Source organism: Algoriphagus boritolerans DSM 17298 = JCM 18970, assembly GCF_900108085.1.
Classification (GTDB): Bacteria; Bacteroidota; Bacteroidia; order Cytophagales; family Cyclobacteriaceae; genus Algoriphagus; species Algoriphagus boritolerans.
In genome coordinates this window covers 78,600-96,197 of sequence record NZ_FNVR01000010.1, presented here as the reverse complement: position 1 = coordinate 96,197, position 17,598 = coordinate 78,600, and the positions used below count along the sequence as shown (strand labels likewise).

General features: G+C 44.0%; 18 protein-coding genes and 1 other RNA gene. 8 read left to right on the top strand and 11 right to left on the bottom strand.

From position 1 onward, the window contains the following. Nucleotides 1–2 precede the first annotated feature (2 nt). Nucleotides 3–710, top strand: coding sequence for a tetratricopeptide repeat protein (locus C4S61_RS10980; RefSeq protein WP_103924846.1), 708 nt, complete (start codon nt 3–5; stop codon nt 708–710). A 185-nt stretch (nt 711–895) separates the two neighbouring features. Continuing rightward, a complete protein-coding gene (locus C4S61_RS10975) occupies nt 896–2,287 on the top strand; it encodes a purple acid phosphatase family protein (RefSeq protein ID WP_103924845.1) in 1,392 nt (463 codons plus the stop codon). Here the strand turns inward: C4S61_RS10975 and C4S61_RS10970 are convergent. From C4S61_RS10970 to ffs, 7 genes are all read right to left on the bottom strand, one after another. Continuing rightward, on the bottom strand, nt 2,284–2,544 hold the full coding sequence (locus tag C4S61_RS10970) for a hypothetical protein (RefSeq protein ID WP_146064380.1): 261 nt from the start codon (nt 2,542–2,544) through the stop codon (nt 2,284–2,286). The genes C4S61_RS10975 and C4S61_RS10970 overlap by 4 nt on opposite strands. An 80-nt stretch (nt 2,545–2,624) precedes the next feature. After that, nucleotides 2,625–3,854, bottom strand: coding sequence for a S8 family serine peptidase (locus C4S61_RS10965; protein WP_103924843.1), 1,230 nt, complete (start codon nt 3,852–3,854; stop codon nt 2,625–2,627). Between the two features lie 303 nt (nt 3,855–4,157). Beyond that, nucleotides 4,158–5,534, bottom strand: a complete 1,377-nt coding sequence (locus C4S61_RS10960; RefSeq protein ID WP_103924881.1) for a S41 family peptidase — start codon at nt 5,532–5,534, stop codon at nt 4,158–4,160. Nucleotides 5,535–5,697: 163 nt separating this feature from the next. Further along, nucleotides 5,698–6,408 (bottom strand): cell division ATP-binding protein FtsE, encoded by a 711-nt coding sequence (locus C4S61_RS10955; RefSeq protein ID WP_103924842.1) that lies wholly within the window; start codon nt 6,406–6,408, stop codon nt 5,698–5,700. Between the two features lie 3 nt (nt 6,409–6,411). Next, the gene (locus C4S61_RS10950; RefSeq protein ID WP_103924841.1) at nt 6,412–6,615 is read right to left on the bottom strand and encodes a fructose-6-phosphate aldolase; all 204 of its coding nucleotides are present in this window, start codon (nt 6,613–6,615) and stop codon (nt 6,412–6,414) included. Nucleotides 6,616–6,669: 54 nt separating this feature from the next. Beyond that, nucleotides 6,670–7,329, bottom strand: coding sequence for a fructose-6-phosphate aldolase (gene fsa, locus C4S61_RS10945; protein ID WP_103924840.1), 660 nt, complete (start codon nt 7,327–7,329; stop codon nt 6,670–6,672). Nucleotides 7,330–7,471: 142 nt separating this feature from the next. Next, nucleotides 7,472–7,558: signal recognition particle sRNA small type (gene ffs, locus C4S61_RS10940), an RNA gene on the bottom strand. Nucleotides 7,559–7,694: 136 nt separating this feature from the next. On the opposite strand from ffs, the gene C4S61_RS10935 reads away from it, so the two are divergent. Next, nucleotides 7,695–9,335 carry a M28 family metallopeptidase gene (locus tag C4S61_RS10935; RefSeq protein WP_103924839.1) on the top strand — a complete coding sequence of 547 codons (1,641 nt, stop codon included), beginning with the start codon at nt 7,695–7,697 and terminating at the stop codon, nt 9,333–9,335. 100 nt (nt 9,336–9,435) lie between these two features. On the opposite strand, the gene C4S61_RS10930 is transcribed toward C4S61_RS10935, so the two are convergent. Next, on the bottom strand, nt 9,436–10,248 hold the full coding sequence (locus C4S61_RS10930; RefSeq protein ID WP_103924838.1) for a creatininase family protein: 813 nt from the start codon (nt 10,246–10,248) through the stop codon (nt 9,436–9,438). Between the two features lie 51 nt (nt 10,249–10,299). Further along, nucleotides 10,300–10,860: a hypothetical protein gene (locus C4S61_RS10925; RefSeq protein ID WP_103924837.1), complete on the bottom strand. Its 561-nt coding sequence runs from the start codon at nt 10,858–10,860 to the stop codon at nt 10,300–10,302. A gap of 274 nt (nt 10,861–11,134) precedes the next feature. Here C4S61_RS10925 and C4S61_RS10920 point away from each other — a divergent pair, with 274 nt between their 5' ends. Together C4S61_RS10920 and C4S61_RS10915 are read left to right on the top strand one after the other, a co-directional pair. Next, a complete protein-coding gene (locus C4S61_RS10920) occupies nt 11,135–11,833 on the top strand; it encodes a ferritin-like domain-containing protein (RefSeq protein ID WP_103924836.1) in 699 nt (232 codons plus the stop codon). A gap of 23 nt (nt 11,834–11,856) precedes the next feature. Further along, nucleotides 11,857–12,684: a ferritin-like domain-containing protein gene (locus tag C4S61_RS10915; RefSeq protein WP_103924835.1), complete on the top strand. Its 828-nt coding sequence runs from the start codon at nt 11,857–11,859 to the stop codon at nt 12,682–12,684. Between the two features lie 256 nt (nt 12,685–12,940). On the opposite strand, the gene C4S61_RS10910 is transcribed toward C4S61_RS10915, so the two are convergent. Then, nucleotides 12,941–13,471, bottom strand: coding sequence for a GNAT family N-acetyltransferase (locus C4S61_RS10910; protein ID WP_103924880.1), 531 nt, complete (start codon nt 13,469–13,471; stop codon nt 12,941–12,943). Between the two features lie 565 nt (nt 13,472–14,036). On the opposite strand from C4S61_RS10910, the gene C4S61_RS10900 reads away from it, so the two are divergent. Beyond that, nucleotides 14,037–14,639 (top strand): hypothetical protein, encoded by a 603-nt coding sequence (locus tag C4S61_RS10900; RefSeq protein WP_103924834.1) that lies wholly within the window; start codon nt 14,037–14,039, stop codon nt 14,637–14,639. Nucleotides 14,640–14,985: 346 nt separating this feature from the next. On the opposite strand, the gene dinB is transcribed toward C4S61_RS10900, so the two are convergent. After that, complete coding sequence (dinB, locus tag C4S61_RS10890) at nt 14,986–16,176, bottom strand: DNA polymerase IV (protein WP_103924832.1); 1,191 nt, start codon at nt 16,174–16,176, stop codon at nt 14,986–14,988. Nucleotides 16,177–16,408: 232 nt separating this feature from the next. Between dinB and C4S61_RS10885 the strand changes: the two genes are divergently transcribed. Then, entirely contained in the window at nt 16,409–16,801 is a 393-nt protein-coding gene (locus C4S61_RS10885; RefSeq protein WP_103924831.1) for a four helix bundle protein, read from the top strand. A 96-nt stretch (nt 16,802–16,897) separates the two neighbouring features. Next, a complete protein-coding gene (locus C4S61_RS10880; RefSeq protein ID WP_103924830.1) occupies nt 16,898–17,593 on the top strand; it encodes an XRE family transcriptional regulator in 696 nt (231 codons plus the stop codon). The last annotated feature ends 5 nt before the right edge of the window (nt 17,594–17,598 follow it).

Here is a 17,598-nt window from a genome sequence, read left to right as displayed (position 1 = left end):
CAATGAAGCGCACAATATTACTGCTGCTCCTGGCCTTTTGTGTCGGAAATCTCGCTGCTCAGACAGCAAACGACTCTATCCCAAGATTGGATTCAAAGACCAAAGCTGCTCTAAACGCAGCAGATCAGGCGGCATATCAAGTGGCCATGCGATACAGCGATCTTTCGATGGCCAAGTCAAAGCTCTATGATCTCATGATCCGAAATCCTGAGAATCCGCGATTCATGGAGGCATTGGCAAATATTTATTTTGACAATACCCAATACCCATCTGCAGCATTGGTAGCCATCGATTTGCTTCAGATTAATGATAAAAATGTCGGGGCATTGGAGATAGCAGCCTATTCCCTTGAACAATTGGGAGCTTTGGATCGGGCACTACCTCACTTTGAGAGCCTGTATTTGTTGACAGGAGATAATTTCAGCCTTTACAAGTCGGCATTTATCCAATACAACTTAAAGCGCTATGAAGAGGCAATGAATTCTGTGAATATGTTGGTGAAAAATGCCAAAACAGACGAGAAAATCGGATTTCCGAAATCTCAAACCGAGACCCAGGAAATCAGCATGAAAGCAGCGGCTTTAAATCTGAAAGGTTTAATCTATTTGGATCAAAATTCAATAGCTGAGGCTAAAACTGCATTTAACGAAGCGATTTCATTGGATGCCGGCTTTGAGCAGGCAAAAGAAAACCTGAAGAAAACAAATTGATCCTTCCTACTTTGAAAATGTTGAAAGCCGGCCTTGTGTCGGCTTTTTTGTGATATGAAGCGACGGTCAAGGGATAGTTAGCAAATCATTAACATTCTGGGAGTAGGATAGTAAAAATCTGGAAATTGAATAGATTAGTGATTCTAATTTGATTTTAAACCATTGCCTTACCGCCCGCATTTCCTATGGTCAACGCCCGTATTTCGATTTGCCTTTCGCTTTTTCTGTTTTTCTCTGTTCAACTTTATGGGCAGGAAGCCAAAGTCTACAAAGAACCTAAATTCCACTTTGACTGGTCTAAGCCATCAGAATATCCGGATCGAATTGTCCTTAATTTTGGACAAAACCCATCCTCCGAAGTCAACGTGACCTGGAGGACAAGTACTGAGGTTACTGCTGCTTTCGCGGAAATTGCGATTGCGACAGCTGCTCCGAAGTTTTGGAAAAATGGAAAAACCCTCCCGGCAAAAACGGAAAAACTTGACGCTAGCACCATACAAACTGCGGAGGTGATTTCCCATTTTCATTCGGTCGAATTCCGGGATTTGCTTCCCGATACGACGTATGCATATCGGGTAGGGGATGGGGAGCGTTGGAGTGAGTGGTTTCAGTTTAAGACTGCCTCTGACCAGCCCGATGACAAATTTTCATTGCTCTATGTAGGCGACGCACAGAATTATGTGCTAGAGCTTTGGTCACGACTCATCAGGGAAGGATTCAGGAAGGCACCGGAGGCCAGATTTATCATTCATGCCGGTGACTTGATCAATACCGCTCACCGTGAGCAAGAGTGGCATGAGTGGTTTACCGCAGGTGGATTTATTCACAGCATGGTTCCGTCTATGGCTATTCCCGGCAATCATGAATACCGAGCAAAAAACCAAGAAGAAGCGGATCAAAAAGTCAGAAGTCTTTCCGTGCAGTGGAAGCCTCAGTTTACTTTCCCGCAAAATGGGCCAAAAGGTCTGGAGGAAACCGCCTATTTTATGGACTATCAGGATGTCCGGTTTATTTTCCTGGACTCCAACCGGGATCATGAACTTCAAGCTGTGTGGTTGGAAGAAGTATTGTCAAGCAATCCCAAAAGTTGGACGATTGTCACCTATCACCACCCGCTCTTTTCCGCTTCAAATGGACGGGATAATGAGGCGTTGAGAAACTTGTGGAAACCTATTTTTGACAAATATCGAGTGGATATTGCCTTACAGGGCCACGACCATGCCTATGCTCGGGGGAGAGTAGCACCGGGCGAAAATGTGATGAATGGAGTGAATATGAAAGACCTGACAGGAACAGTGTATGTGGTGTCGGTTTCAGGTGGCAAAATGTATGATATTGGAGATGACTGGACTGAAAAAGGCGGTCAGCGCGACCGGACGGCAGAAAACACCCAGCTTTTTCAGGTGATTACGATGGAAGGAAATCGACTGAAATTTGAGTCGTTTACCGCAGTTGGCGAATTGTATGATGCGTTTGAATTGGTAAAAGGAGAAAATGACCTCAATCAATTCATCGAACTCCGGGTAAATGCTGTGCCTGAAAAAACCCATTCCAATACGGTGCCTTACAAGGATTAAATCAGGGGAAAAATAAGATAAGCAATAGTGGTAGTGATCAAGGACAGAAAAAAACTCAGCGCTAAGATTTGAAAGTGATTGGATTTCCACTTTTCCAACCCATCAGATTCTCTTACCATCCGCTTCATGGGACGAATGGCCAATTGCACAATGGCCATGCATCCAAGAAAATAGACTATAAATAAGATACAAAAAGAGGCAATAGCTTCCATTTGATTAAAATAAGTGCCCGGAGTTTTAAGTAAAATGACTTTCAACAGGTTTAACAATTTCTTAACCTAAAAAAAGAAGTCGACCATGAAAAGTCGACTTCTTTAATACTTATAGTTGCTGAAGGTTAGTGAGTTGCAATTGTATCCGGATTTCCATCAGGGTCACCTGAGACAGTTCCGCCGGATTTCACTGATCCAAGCAATAAAATCCCTGCCACATGGGGTGCTGCCATTGAAGTACCGCTAATAGTATTATATCCTCCATCTTTCCAAGTAGACAGGATAGAAGAACCGGGAGCACAAAAATCAACTGGGGGGTTACCAAAATTTGAGAAAGATGACCAAACATCACCTTTTGCCATTGAAGACACGGTATAAATATTTGTTCCATTGGCACGTGCAGGGGAATAATTGGCTGCATCGGCTGCGCTATTTCCCGCAGCAATAGCGAATTTGATTCCTTTTGCTGCCGCTGATTCAACCGCATCATCTAAGGCATCAGAAACTGGCCCTCCTAAACTCATATTTGCAACATCTCCAGTCTTTCCATTCCCCCCTACATAATTTACTCCGGCGATAACACCTGAGTAAGATCCTGATCCTCTCGAATTCAAAACTTTCACAGGAATGACCAATGCGTCTGCAGCAACACCTACCACACCAATGGTATTATTTTTCGCGGCTACCGTGCCTGCCACGTGAGTTCCATGGCCATTTCCATCATCCAATGATCCAGCGTCTTTTCCGCTTGTAAATGCATTGAATCCATAATTTGCAACATTCAAATCGGGGTGGTCTAGGTCAATGCCTGTATCTACTATGTAGGCATTTCCCGATCCAGAATAGTTTACCGGGCCACCCACTCTGTTGATTCCCCATGGTGTCGATTGTGAAGTGGATCCTCCACCCCCGTCTCCCCCAGGTCCTTTTCCTGGAGGTGGTGCAAATGCTATAATTCGATCAGGCTCGATGGCTTTGACCGATGGATCTTGGACAAGGAGCTCGTATTGCTCCTCCGAAAGACTAACAGAAAAACCTTCAATGGTATTTCCATAGACATGGTCAATTGATGCTTCGGAAATTCTGTATTTTGCTAGAATCATGCTGCTGGATTTTCTCATAGCAGCTTGGACTGACTCATAATTCATGTCTTTTCGCAAGTTGAGTCCGGTGGGATTCATTGTGACAATGTATTTTCCCGGAATAATATCACCATGTTGATACTTGATGATTTCCAATGCCTGAGAATCAGAGAGCGGTAAATTTTCTTCCGATTGACAAGCTACTAAGGCTGCTCCCAAAGAAAGTGCAAGTGCAATTCCTCTGAGAGTGAGGGAGTAATTTGGCTTCTTCATTGGATTAATTTTATTTGGTTGTTTAAATCCGGAATATGCATCAGAACTCCTATTCCGATCTTAAAATGCTTCAAAATCAATCGCTTCGCTGCATTTAACTCATTCACCAGAGCGGTGCTATGTCTCATTCGTTAACTGCTTGATTTTTTTACATTTTAAACGCTCGTGACCGACTCTAATGCAAAATCCGGATCAAATGAATGGTTTTCAAACCTCAATATTTCGATTTAAAATAATTTTTCCTAAAAAAAAAGGTAAATACATTCAATTGTATTTACCTTAAGTTGATTCATTTTCAATTAGTTACTTCCAAATCTGATTTTCCACCATAGTCCCATTCCTGATTTTATTATCCAGCGTGCTGCCGACATCTCGGCGATTTAGCGGTTGGAATCTTGCCCCGGATGGTATCCCTGTTATTTGACTGATTGCGGTCCTGAGCAAAAGCTCATTGACATCTCCAAGAGGCCGGAGTCGCTCCTGGGATTCCTTCACCGTAATGTTTGGAACGAACCCGGTGGTATAGTCGGATTGGTCCAAGCTGTTGAAGCTTTGTGATATAATGGGTAAAATACCATACTTGTTTTCCTCATTATCATCATCTTCAAAAGCAACCGAACCTACATTTTTTCCGGTAGTCTGATCACCGACGATAAAGACATCCATGTATGGTTTAAGTCCATTGATGATCAATTCGGATGCAGATGCTGTTCGTGATGAGGTCAAAATATAAACTCGGTTTCCCTTCAGGGTATTTCCAAGGTTTTGAGTCTTATTTCTGAAAAGTGTTTGAGCATCTCGGAGACCTTCCACATTGTCAGTCAGGAATTTATTGTATTTAGTTTTCGAAAAAACACTGGTTGGGCCCACCCCAGGAGCAATCAAGCTCGCCAAATTGACAGCGGAAGACACAAATCCACCGCCATTATATCGGAAGTCCACGATCAGATGATCAATGCTTTCTCCTTTTAATCTTCCAAAAATTTCGTCCATTTCCAGATCATAAACCGGATCCTGCCCCGGTCCGGGAGCAAAAAAATGATACACAACGTATCCTATTTTCTCGTTATTAATCGTGTAGACAGTATCCAGAAAGTTTGGATTTTCTGCTAATTGAACTGCCGTAAGTGTGACATCATTCTGAGCTACAAATCCTTGGGCCTCTTCATCAAATCTCAGAAAAGAAAGCGTGTGTGTCCCGTCGATTTCGCCCAAAAGTTCCCGAAAATTATCCACTGTCAGTTGGGTGCCGTTAATTTTATTGATCACATCCCCTCTTCGCAGCTCAGCATTGGCAGCAGGACTGTTTTTTTTGATGTAGGAGATCTCAGCAATTACGTTGTTGGAACTTTGATTTTCCCGGTATAAAATAAATTCATAGCCTGCTTCCAAGTTCACTCCATTCAATGAGTTGATCAACTCTTGATAGTCAGGGTAGATGGCCGAAAATCGGTCAGTCGGACGAAACAGAAGCGACTCGAAGTAATCTTCAGGGTTTGAATTTTCTGCAATTGGTGTTCCCAGATCATCAAGCCAATAATAAACCTGCTCCATCACATCCGAGATCCATCGATTCACTGCTTCATTGGATCCAGGATCCACGGCAGGAGGTTCATCTTCCCGGCAGGAAAAGGTGAACAGCATCAAAGAAATGAGCAGAAGTGATTTGGTAAATTTCATTTGAATATAATTTTTTTTCAGCGGCCACATGGAATCTCGCATGCATTATAATCATCCCAGTGTGTGACGTTTTCGTCGTGCTCGATTTCATCTAGGATAAGTTAGGATTTTCAAAACGGTCATCCTCCAGATGTTGTTTTGATAAGGCATTAATTTCTTTTTTTCAAAAAGAAGAACCAAATGAAATATCGTGAAGCTGACTGTCCAGTAATCTTCCATTTTCACACTTCAACACCCGATAGGGGAATTTACGAAGTAACTCGTGGTTGTGGGTGGCCATCAGGATTGCGGTTCCTTTCTTGTTTATTTCTTGGAAAAGCTTAAAAATTCCGTCGGCTACATCCGGATCGAGGTTTCCGGTAGGTTCATCGGCCAAAAGAATGGAGGGTTCATTGAGCAAAGCCCGGGCAATCACCACACGCTGCTGTTCACCTCCGGAGAGTTGGTGTGGCATTTTTTGCAAAGCTTCGGTCAAACCAACCTGAATCAGGACCTCACTGATTCGCTCTTTGATTTTCAAAGGGTCAGTCCAACCTGTAGCTTTGAGAACGAAAGAAAGGTTTTCACGAACGGTCCGATCACTAAAAAGCTGAAAGTCCTGAAAGATGATCCCAATCTTTCGCCGGAGATAGGGTACCTCGTTGTTCTTAATTTTTGTCAGGGAATATCCGACGATTTCAGCAAGACCGGATTGGAGCTTTAGGTCTGCATAAAGTGTCTTGAGAAGTGAACTTTTCCCACTTCCCGTCCGACCAATGAGAAAGACAAATTCATGCTGCTCAACTGAAAAATTAACATCGGAAAGAATGGGTGTATCACCCTGAAAAATATGGGCCTGCATCACCTGAAGTACGGGTTTGGTACTGAAATCCATAAGTTAAAGATCTAGTTTTTGAAGTTTTCCGAAGGGTAGATTTTTGATTACTTCTTCCAGCTGGAGCTCTTTTCCCTCAAGTCCAAATTTCTCGATGTTTTTCAGCGGTCTATCCGCTCGAAAGTAGGCAACCAGTACGAAATTTTCGTCTCGGATTTGGATGTAATCCGGGATTTTGGCTTTGCCTTTTACTTTTATAATATACATAGATGTAAATTGGAAAAGAGGCTGCATCCTTGAAGAAACAGCCTCTTTGGTGTTTTATTTTCCGGCTGCCTTCGCATGGTCAGCCAGAAACTGTGCCAGACCTGAATCGGTCAGCGGATGCTTGAGCAATCCGGTGATTACTTTGAGTGGGCAAGTCACCACATCAGCGCCAAGTTCGGCACATTTGATCAGGTGCATGGTGTGCCGTACAGAGGCAGCAAGAATTTCAGTCTCAAAGTCGTAATTCTGATAGATGTGTGCGATCTGCCCGATCAGTTCAAGTCCGTCAAAAGAGATGTCATCCAATCTTCCGATGAAAGGGGAGAGGTAGGAAGCGCCTGCTTTGGCCGCCAGAATAGCCTGTCCCGCGGAGAATACCAAGGTACAGTTTGTACGAATCCCTTCACTGTGGAAATATTTGATCGCTTTGATCCCGTCTTTGATCATCGGGATTTTGACAACGATTTTGTCATCGATTTTTGCAAGTTCTTTGCCCTCTCGGATCATTCCGGCGTAGTCTGTGGCAATTACCTCGGCAGAGACTTTGTCATCCACAATATCGCAGATTGCCTTGTAGTGGGCTCTTACTTTTTCTTCGCCACTGATGCCTTCTTTTGCCATCAGGGAAGGATTGGTGGTCACGCCGTCCAAAACGCCTAAGTCATAAGCTTCGCGGATTTCTTCCAGATTGGCAGTGTCGATAAAGAATTTCATAATAATAGGTTTTTTGGTTAAGGCTTGGGCAAAACGCTCAAGCTTTGAAAATTGATTTTGCTTTTGGCTTGTGAGCAAAGTTAGAAGATAAATCAGGATTAGGAATTCCTAAAAATGGCCAAGTTTGAAATTTAAGGCAAAAAAAGAAGCGGCATCGCACCGCTACAACCGCTTACCCTTGCTTCCTTCCGGACCTGGGGGATTCAGCAGGAGCTGGTCGTGCCGCTAGGTCACAAAGGTAAGGCAAATTTCACTTGAAGCAATGCCTCATTTTTAATTTGAATCTATACCACAGGAAATCAACTGGTAAAAGTTTTAACTTGGGAGGGAATACTAACTTATCCCCATCCACTCCAATCAAGGCTATGAAAAAATCACACGTTGCAGTTTTTTGGACGGCTGTCGTACTAGCGGCTTGCCAAGCTCCCAAAAAACCTACCTATCAATTCCAGATTTCGGACTTAGAACCAAACCTGATTACACTTTCATCGGATGAATTTATGGGTAGGATGCCTTTCACCGAAGGAGAAAAGATTACGACCTCTTTTTTGGAAAACGAATTTAAAACAATGGGTCTTGAGCCTGGAAATGGAGCTTCCTTCTTTCAGGATGTACCTATGGTCTCTATCCTCAGCAAACCTGTGGGGAACATGGAATTAAAGAACTCCAACTCCACGATCTCATTGGAAGGGTTTAAGGATTTTGTCATCTGGACTCAGAAAACCGACTCCCTTGTGGAGGTGAAAGATGCGGAAATGGTCTTTGCCGGTTTCGGAATCGTCGCTCCGGAGTATGGGTGGAATGACTACGCCGGATTGGATGTCAAGGGCAAAATCGTCGTAGTCTTGGTCAATGATCCGGGTTTCGGGACAGAAGACGGTGCTTTTTTCAAAGGTAATACGATGACCTATTATGGTCGCTGGACCTATAAATATGAAGAAGCAGCGAGACAAGGCGCTTTGGGTTGTTTGATTGTCCACAACACGATTCCTGCAGGATATGGCTTTAATGTGGTGCAGGGAAAACATAATCAGCCGATTCTGTATCTGGATGATCGTGGGAGCGAAGGCTATAAAACCGGATTTGAAGGTTGGATTACCCTTCCATCTGCCAAAAAACTGTTTGAACTGGCAGGACAGAATGATGCAGAACTTTTGGCGAAAGCCCGGAAGCCCGGTTTTCAGGGTATTCCGCTTGGAGTGACACTCAGTGCCACGATCGAAGTAGAATCGGAATACAATGTCTCCCAAAATGTGGTGGCCAAAATCACCGGAAAAACCAAACCCGATGAATACCTGATCTACACTGCGCATTGGGATCACTTTGGCATCGGCAAACCTGATGAAACCGGAGACAGCATCTACAACGGTGCTTTGGATAATGCCTCGGGAACTGCAGCGCTTTTGGCTTTGGCCAAGGCCTTCAAAACCGATGCGCAACCCGACCGAACGGTTATTTTTCTGGCGGTCACTGCCGAGGAGCAAGGGCTTTGGGGTTCGGCTTATTACGCCCAAAACCCCATTTATCCCAAGGAAAAGACCGTCGCCAATATCAATATGGATGGAATCAATCCCTACGGGAAAATGAAGGACGTGTCAATCATCGGAGCCGGACAGTCTGAAATGGAGGATTTGCTCAATATAGAACTGGAAAAACTGGGTCGCTACAGCGCTCCTGAACCTAATCCTGTTGCTGGTTATTACTTCCGTTCAGACCACTTCAACTTTGCAAAAATTGGTATCCCGGCTTTGTACTTTGGGACAGGAATCGATCATTTCGAAAAAGGCAAAGAATACGGAAAATCCCTGCAGGATGACTATGTGGCCAATTACTACCACAAGCCCAACGAGGAATACGATCCGGAGCGTTGGAATCTGGAAGGCGCAGTGGACGATGTCCAGGTACTTTATCATGTCGGCCGCAGCCTTGCCATCTCAGACCAATGGCCGGGTTGGAAAGCGGGTTCGGAGTTTAAAGCGGTGAGGGATGGGTATATGAAGAAATGAGCAATAATCAATGAGCAATCAGCAATGAGCAATGAGCAATGACCAAGGATTAAATCGGTACTACTTGAAAATTGAGCTTGATCAGGGAGCATTGAAAATTTCAAAGTCCCGCCAAATCCCACTTTCGTATCGTCTCCTTGATCAGTTCGGCGACTTTTGCATTTACTTTTCTGAAGTATTCATCGGCCTGTGCTTGATTGAAGTTAGGATAGCCCTGTCCTTCCTGATACAGTCCAATGGATGAAGGGAAAGGCACCGCAGACCAAGTATTGGGTTTGGGATTTGCTGTGGCTTGATCGGGATTGTAGCGCTCCTTGTGAACCAAGGTAGGATCGATTGCCTGAATGTAGGCGGTCTCATTCAGCCCCGCATGACCACCGTCTTCTTTGAATACTTCCAGAGTTACATCCGAGGCAAAAGACCACCAGTTGATCACCAAAGTCCGGACGCCGAGTTCATGGGCCACTTCTGCGGCGACCTTTTGCAAGACAGCGGTTTGTCTGCCTCCGTGCCCATTGAGGATGATGATGTTTTTAAATTTGTTTTTCGCAAGGCCTTTCAAAATATCCCGGATAAATGGAATATAAGCTTCTTCCGAAATCTGAAAAGCTCCCGGAAAAGCTGCCATTGAACCCGTAATGCCATAGTTCAGCGTAGGTGCAACCATTGCATTTAATTCTTCGGCAATATCCATTGCCATGGCAAAAGGAGCGGTGTTGTCCGCACCGTTGTTGATGACGCCGTGTGGCTCCAGTGTGCCGGCAGGTAAGAGAACCGTAGTAATTTTTTCAGGAACAAACTCGGCAAACTCCATCCAGTTGATCCGGTCCATCTCGCGGGTGGAGATTTTCTGCTGGGCAAAGATTGAACTGAATGAAAGTAGAATTAAGCAGACGGAGAAAAGTGATTTCATAATTGTAGGAGTTTGCGATAAAAATACAGGCTTTCCTTCGGAAATCAGCTATCAGTCGAATGGCAACTCACGGATGCTTTGCTTAAAGTCGGCAACTTCTTTTTTGGCAGTCTGCCACCTTCTCCAGGCGAGAAAAAACAATCCAGGTCCGATGATGTAGCCTAAATACGAAATGACAAATATTGCCATCACGCCCCCAAGCACGATCAACCCCTGGAGCCATAAGTTCAGAAACATTTTGCTGACTTCGTTTTCATCAAAAAATAGCTGCTCTGTAGTATGGTTTTTCACAGCAAGGTAAGATCCTTTGGATTTTCCCTTTTTAATGCCCCAAAAGACAGTCACCTCATTGCCTTTTCGACAGGCAATATTGAAGTCTTGAAGCTGAAATGAGCGCTCTTTTCCCTCGCTATTCGTCAGAAAAAGCTGATCGTGGATTACAGTTTTTGATGTAATGGATATCGGTGCTGTGCCCCCAGTACCCTGGTAAGTAGCCCCGCCGCCGCCGCCTCCGCTGACTCGGGTTTCCAGGTTTTTTCCACTTTCCTCCACAATTCCGGAAAAATGATGGAGATCAAATGCAGCTGAGCTGCTGGGATTGAATGTTTTCATTTGAGGTCATTTGTTGCTAAAAACTAGTTCAGGTCTTTAGCATAAAAAATCCAAAAGTGGTAGTTGAGCGAAAATTCAGATTTGCCGCACCAATAAATTTATTATTTGAAAGCGCCTCGTACCAAAAGACTTTTTTCGAAAAATCCTAAATCCCCTCAATCCAATCCTTCGCCTGACCTCGTAATTCACTTCGAATCAATCAAAGTCAAGTCTCTACCTGCTTTGATTTTTTTCCGGAAACTATAACCGAATTATTAACCTAAAACACACCAAAATGAAAAATGAACTGATCAAGCCAAAGGGTTTGGTGAAAAATGCAAACAGACGTCAGTTCCTCAGAATGGGAACAATGACAGTGGCAGGAGCAGGATTGCTTCTGATGGGTTGCAACGATGAGGGTAACATGATGCCGACTATGCCCGGCATGGTCAGCCTTGGATCGGGTGACACTGGTATTTTGAATTATGCTTATGCCTTAGAGCAACTTGAAGCGGCTTTTTATGCACAAGTAATAGTGGGCGGTTATTTCGCCAATGCTTCGGCTGAGGAGAAAACGATCATGGGAGATCTTGAGATCCATGAGCGTGCACACCGAGAGTTTTTCAAGGCTGCTTTGGGAGCAAGTGCCATTTCAGAACTTGAGTTTGATTTCGGAAGCATTGATTTCAGCAGCAGAACATCTGTTTTGGCGGCAGCTAAGACTTTTGAAGATTTGGGTGTCGCTGCATACAATGGTGCAGGTCAGTTTTTGGAAAACCCTGATTTTCTTTTGATCGCAGGAAAAATAGTTTCGGTAGAAGCCCGTCACGCAGCAGCTATTCGGGATCTAATCAATCCGGGATCAGCAGACTTTGCAGGAGATGACATCATCGATGCCAATGGTCTGGAGCGTACGCTAAATTTCACTCAGGTGCTTACCGCTGCCAGTGCATTTGTTAAGACCGGAATAGATTTTAGTCAGCTTCCAAGTTAATTTCAACATTAAATCATAAAGACATGAACTTAATCAAATTATTAGATACCATGTGTCCTGACACCAAGAGTGCTGAGGATAAAGACCGTTTTTATACACGAAGAGATGCGTTTAGACAGTTTAGCGACTACGGAAAGAAGATTGCGCTTGCAGCCGTTCCTCTATCTATTTTCAGTTCACTTCCACATGTGGCCAAAGCCGATACAGCCAGTCTAATCGGCGTATTGAACTATGCATTGACCTTGGAGCATCTGGAGTACAGATATTATCAGTTGGGCTTGGATTCCAGCGTTATTGAGAGTGCTGACCGGGTGATTTTTCAGAAAATTCGTGACCATGAATTGGCGCACGTACGTTTCCTTCAGGAAGTAATCGGCAATGTTTTGGGTGGTACTCCCGTAGCAGAGCCTGAGTTTGATTTTACCGCAGGCGGCAATTTCATGCCTTTTTCTGATTATCCTACGTTTTTGGCATTGTCCCAAGCATTTGAAGATACCGGAGTGAGAGCATATAAAGGACAGGCCGCTAATGTGCAGGAGAGTGACGTGGTGTTGACTGCGGCTTTGTCCATTCACTCGGTAGAAGCTCGCCATGCCTCGCAAGTGAGAAGACTTCGTACTAAAAAAGGTCAGGATACCGTGAAAGGTTGGATCACAAATAATTCTATCGGAACCTTACCTGCTGCTGCAGCAGGGATCTATGCCGGTGAAGAAAACTTGACCCAAGGCGGTGTAAATGTTTCCAATCTGACCGGAATCAATGCTGCAGGAGTATCTGAAGCTTGGGATGAGCCATTAAACATGGAGCAAGTGTTGGGTATTGCCTCTCTCTTTTTAGCTCCTTCCAACTAATAGCTGGGTTAGGGTTGGTAGAGCGGATGTCATCCCCGTCAAGGGGGTGGCATCTTTTTTTTGCCTCCACGATTTTTTCACCACAGCAAAACACAGAGAAAAGGAGGCTAACAATTAATACCCTCAACTTGATCCTTTGAGTCAGCAGAGGCAATTTATCTTTTTCAAGGTCACAGAGGGAAAAGCTTTGCTTGTTCTTAAAAATCTGTGTTGATCTGCGAATTTTCAGTGGCAATCTGTGGGAAACCCAAACTGATCAAAAAACTTTCCGATACAGGCTACAGCGCTGAATTTCAGGAAAGTTTTTGAGCTCTGAATGGTCAAATTCCTTCCAAAAACTCATTCCGATCTTTTTCATAACTTGAATCGAAGCGACATTTCCGATCGATGCCATAGATACCACTTCTTCTATTTGGTTTTGCTCCGCAAAGTTCAGGCAAGCCAAAGCGCCCTCTGAAGCCAAGTTTTTGTTCCACCACTTTTTACCAATTCGCCAACCGATATCCACGCAAGGTGTAAAATCCGACTCAAAAGTCTTCCAGCCCAATCCGATTGTTCCGATCAATTCTTTGGTTTCCAGTAGATCCACTGCAAAGTAGCAAAAGCCCCGCTCTTCAAACATCCGTTGCATACGATCCATCATGGCTTGAGTTTCCGCTCGGGAAAGCGGCTGTTGAAAGAAGCGCATGACTTCCGGGTCTGAGTTGATGGATGCAAATTCATCCAAGTCAAAGGACAGCCAGGTACGAAATCCAAGCCGGGGAGTGGTGAAGAGATATTGGTTCATTTGGGTTAGGAATCTGTAATTCTTCGATCGTAATCGAGAATTTACATGATTATTTTCGGTTACGATCGAGAATTTATACTTTTTGGATTTTGCAGAATGATAGCTTACCTCACGCCTCCATCTCATTAAACGGATTAAACCTCCTTCTTCCCACACCCATGGCGACGGCCCGGCAGACCGTTTTTTCGCCGTGTTTGACATTCAGCTTGCCGAGTGCCTGGTAAAGATTGATATGCTTTTTGATTTTTTTATGATATTCTACTTTTAGAGTCTAAAATGAATATCCTGTAATTTATAGAATTTGTCCGTTCGTTTCTGTTATTCCTCCATTCATTGATTTTTTATCAAAAATTTAATTAGACCTCTTGACTTACACACACACACCATATTTTAGTTTCAAAAAAAAAGCTAAGGTAGGGTTAGCAACCCAATTTAAGTCGGGGATGTGAAAGCGAAAAACGACTTTAAAAATCAAGAGTAGCCCCGGATGCCGAAAAGGGAATGAGTAGGATAGACTTAATTTGATATCTTTTGAAATATGTATAGAATTTGTATTATTCCGATAATGATTATTTTAATTTTCTTCTCTGGATGTTCATTCACAGAACATAATGATCCAATTATCAGTAACGAGCTTGAAATTTCTAATAAATTCAATATTCCAAAAGGCCTTGATTTCAAGAGTGTCGTTAATATTGGGCAAGAACTAGGTAAAGTTTTGGGTCGAGATCAAAAATTAAATGCTTTTGCTTTTAGTATGGATTACAGTGAACCGGAAATAGAAGGGGTTTTGAATCCTTTAGTTGAAAACGGAAGAGATATTCATCAACAACTATTGAATCAGATCAATACTTCTCCAGTTTGGAATACCCTTTCTGAGGAAGACAAGCAGTCAATTATTTGCCTTTCAGACCAAGAATTAGCGGAATTATCCTTCATAATTAGTGTTACAAATCAGATTACCAGTACAACTGCAGATTGGGATCGAATTCGAAGTTGTGCTTCTGGGGCTTTAGGTATTGGTGTAGTGAACGAGTTGGTTAAAAATACTGCTGCTTTGGCTTCTGCTGAGGTCGCAGCAGAAATACTCGTATTAGTTGGGAAGCGAACTCTCGGATGGGTGGCTTTAGGTTTGGTTATTTGGGATTTTTACGACTGTGTTAAGTGAAAAAAATGGATCCGATTGAACTAAAAAAAGTCTTAGCTAGAGCGTCTGTTCTAACGGTAATTGCCTATATAACTTCTGGTGTTCTTTTCTGGATATTTAAAAAATTTGATTTTTCTGGAATAGTGCTCGGAGTTTTGGTTTGCTTTAATCTAGTATTTATGACATTCCAGTTCAGACGAGCTATCAAACCGGCATCATTTTTCGATTTGGAGAGCTCATTTAAATCTAAAATTATATCTCAGTATTTACTCAATCTTTTGATCCTAGCTATTTTTATCTGGAGGTCTTATTGATTAGAATTCAGGTTGGGAAGTTGCCTTTTGTTTTGGGTAACTTCCCATTTTCCCTACACCTCCATCCCGTTAAACGGATTAAACCTTCTCCTTCCCACACCCATAGCGACGGCACGGCAGACGGTTTTTTCCCCGTATTTCACATTCAACCTGTCCAGTGCCTGATAGAGGTTGATCTGTTCCTGACTGTCTTCGAAGAGCTTGATCTGATAGTTGCCATACACAAGTGAACTGAAGCGCACACCGATCAGTCGGATTAGCATTCGCCTGCTGTAGAGCTTGCGAAAGAGTGCCTTCACCACAGGCAGGAGCGTATGATCCGCCGAAGAGTAGGGGATGCGCTGCTGCACGGTATGCGTCTCAAAGTCCGAGTAGCGGATCTTCACACTCACGCAGGCGGATAGTTGTCCCTTCTGACGGAGTTTGGAGGCGAGTTGCTCAGTCATGGCGATCATGGTGGCTTCCAACATCTTCACATCGATGGTGTCCTGCTCGAAGGTGTTTTCGGAGGAGATCGACTTGGCCTCGGAGTAGGGGGCGACCGGAGAGCGGTCGATGCCGTTGGCTTTTTCCCAGATCATGGTTCCGTTTTTCCCAAAAGTTGCTTCCAGCAGTTCGGCGGGCATCTGCTGTAGGGTTTGGACTTTTTTGACACCCATGTTGTAGAGCGTCTGAGAGGTTTTCTCACCGATCATGGGGATTTTGCGCACGGATAGTGGAGCGAGAAAAGGCTTTTCCTGACCGAATGGAATCTGCTTTTCGTTGTTGGGCTTAGCTTCGCCGGTGGCGACTTTGGAGACGGTTTTGTTTTCCGATAGCCCCATGGAGATATTCAGTCCGCTTTGTTTGATGATTTTTTGGCGGAGCTCATGGGCGAGTTTGAAGCAGCCGAAGAAGCGATCCATTCCCGTGAGATCGATGTAGAATTCATCCACGAAAGATTTCTCAAAGAGCGGCACACTTTCCCGAATGATTTCGGTGACCTCGTGTGACTTTTGGCTATATTTCTCAAAATCCCCCCGCACGAGTATGGCCTCGGGACAAAGCTGCCTCGCCGTCCGCATCGGCATGGCCGAGTGCACGCCAAACTTCCGGGCCTCGTAACTGCACGAAGCCACCACTCCCCGGTCACCGGAGCCCCCGATGAGGATGGGTTTGCCATTCAGCCTGCTGTCAAAAAGCCGCTCCACCGACACAAAAAACGTATCCAAGTCCATATGCACGATATTCCGCTTCCCTTCCATGAATTTTGTTAATTATTTTAACATTATAATGCTTATAATTTAAACAAAATGATTAGCTTTGATAGCTATAAGTGACGCAGATTGTCGAGATTAAAAAAAAAGATATGCGATGCGAGATAAGGAGATATGCTTCGCGAGATAGCGCCGATCTGACACAGTCATATCTTTAAAATATCTGTGCAGCTATCTTGAGAAATAATTGTATTGCATTGGTTTTTAATTTGTTATAGAGATGAGTGAAAAATCAAAATACATTCCGCTCAAAGAATTGATAATCTATAAATTGGCAAGGCAGTTGTCTGCCAAGGCTTGGCTGATTTATCAGCGGTTGGGGTATCATCAGCGTAAAACTTGGGGGGACCAAATGTTGGAGGCTATCGACTCTGTGGGGGCAAATATTGCCGAGGGGTATGCTAGGTATCATTTTCTGGAGCGGATTAGATTTTATTATATCTCAAGAGCCTCACTTTCTGAGGGGATGGATCACTGGATTGATCTTGGGTTTGAGCGAGGAATCGTCGCTAAAGAAGAGCAGGTAGCAATGTTTTCGATCGCGAAAAATTTACAGATTAAACTGAACGGTCAGATAAAAACGACCTATGAAGCCAAGAAGGATTTGGGATAGTGTCAAAAACTATCTCGCGAAGCATATCTTCCCCAATATCTTAGCTTCAGCTATATCTTAAAAATCTATCTCGCGCAGCATATCTTAAAAAGATCAATGTCGTTAAACTCCAACCTCAAATTCCTTCGAAAAAAGAAAGGACTGACTCAGGAAGCCTTGGCAGAAGCATTAGGGATCTCCCGGTCCAAGCTTGCCGGATACGAGCTCAGTATTACCCCTCCAATTGAGACCTTGGTGAAAATTTCCGATTACTTGCGTGTGTCGCTCGACATTCTAATTAAAGAAGATCTTGCTTCTTATTCTGAATTCAAACTTCGCGAACTGCTCGAGACGGATCAGTTTCTGCGGGGAAGGAAGCTGCGGATTCTTGCGACTACAGTGGATGATCAAGGACGAGAACTGATCGAGGTGGTCTCACAAAAGGTCAAGGCGAGTTACTTGGCGGGATTTTCCGATCCGGAGTTTATAGCGGATTTGCCACGGTTTGCGCTGCCTTTTCTCCCGATGGATAAAAAGCACCGCGTCTTTCAGGTCGATGGAGACTCGATGCTACCTATTCCCGATGGAGCCTGGATCGTTTGCGAATACGTGGACGATTGGACGGCCATCAAAGACGGGGAACGCTACGTCATCGTCACTGAGCAGGACGGGGTAACCTTCAAGATCGTTTACAATCGGATCAAGGAAGAACAAAAATTGCTGCTTTGCTCAGCCAATCCGATCTATATCCCGTTTGAAGTAGAAGCAGAGCAGATTCGGGAAGTCTGGAAATATCGGCTGGCGATGAGTTGATTTCA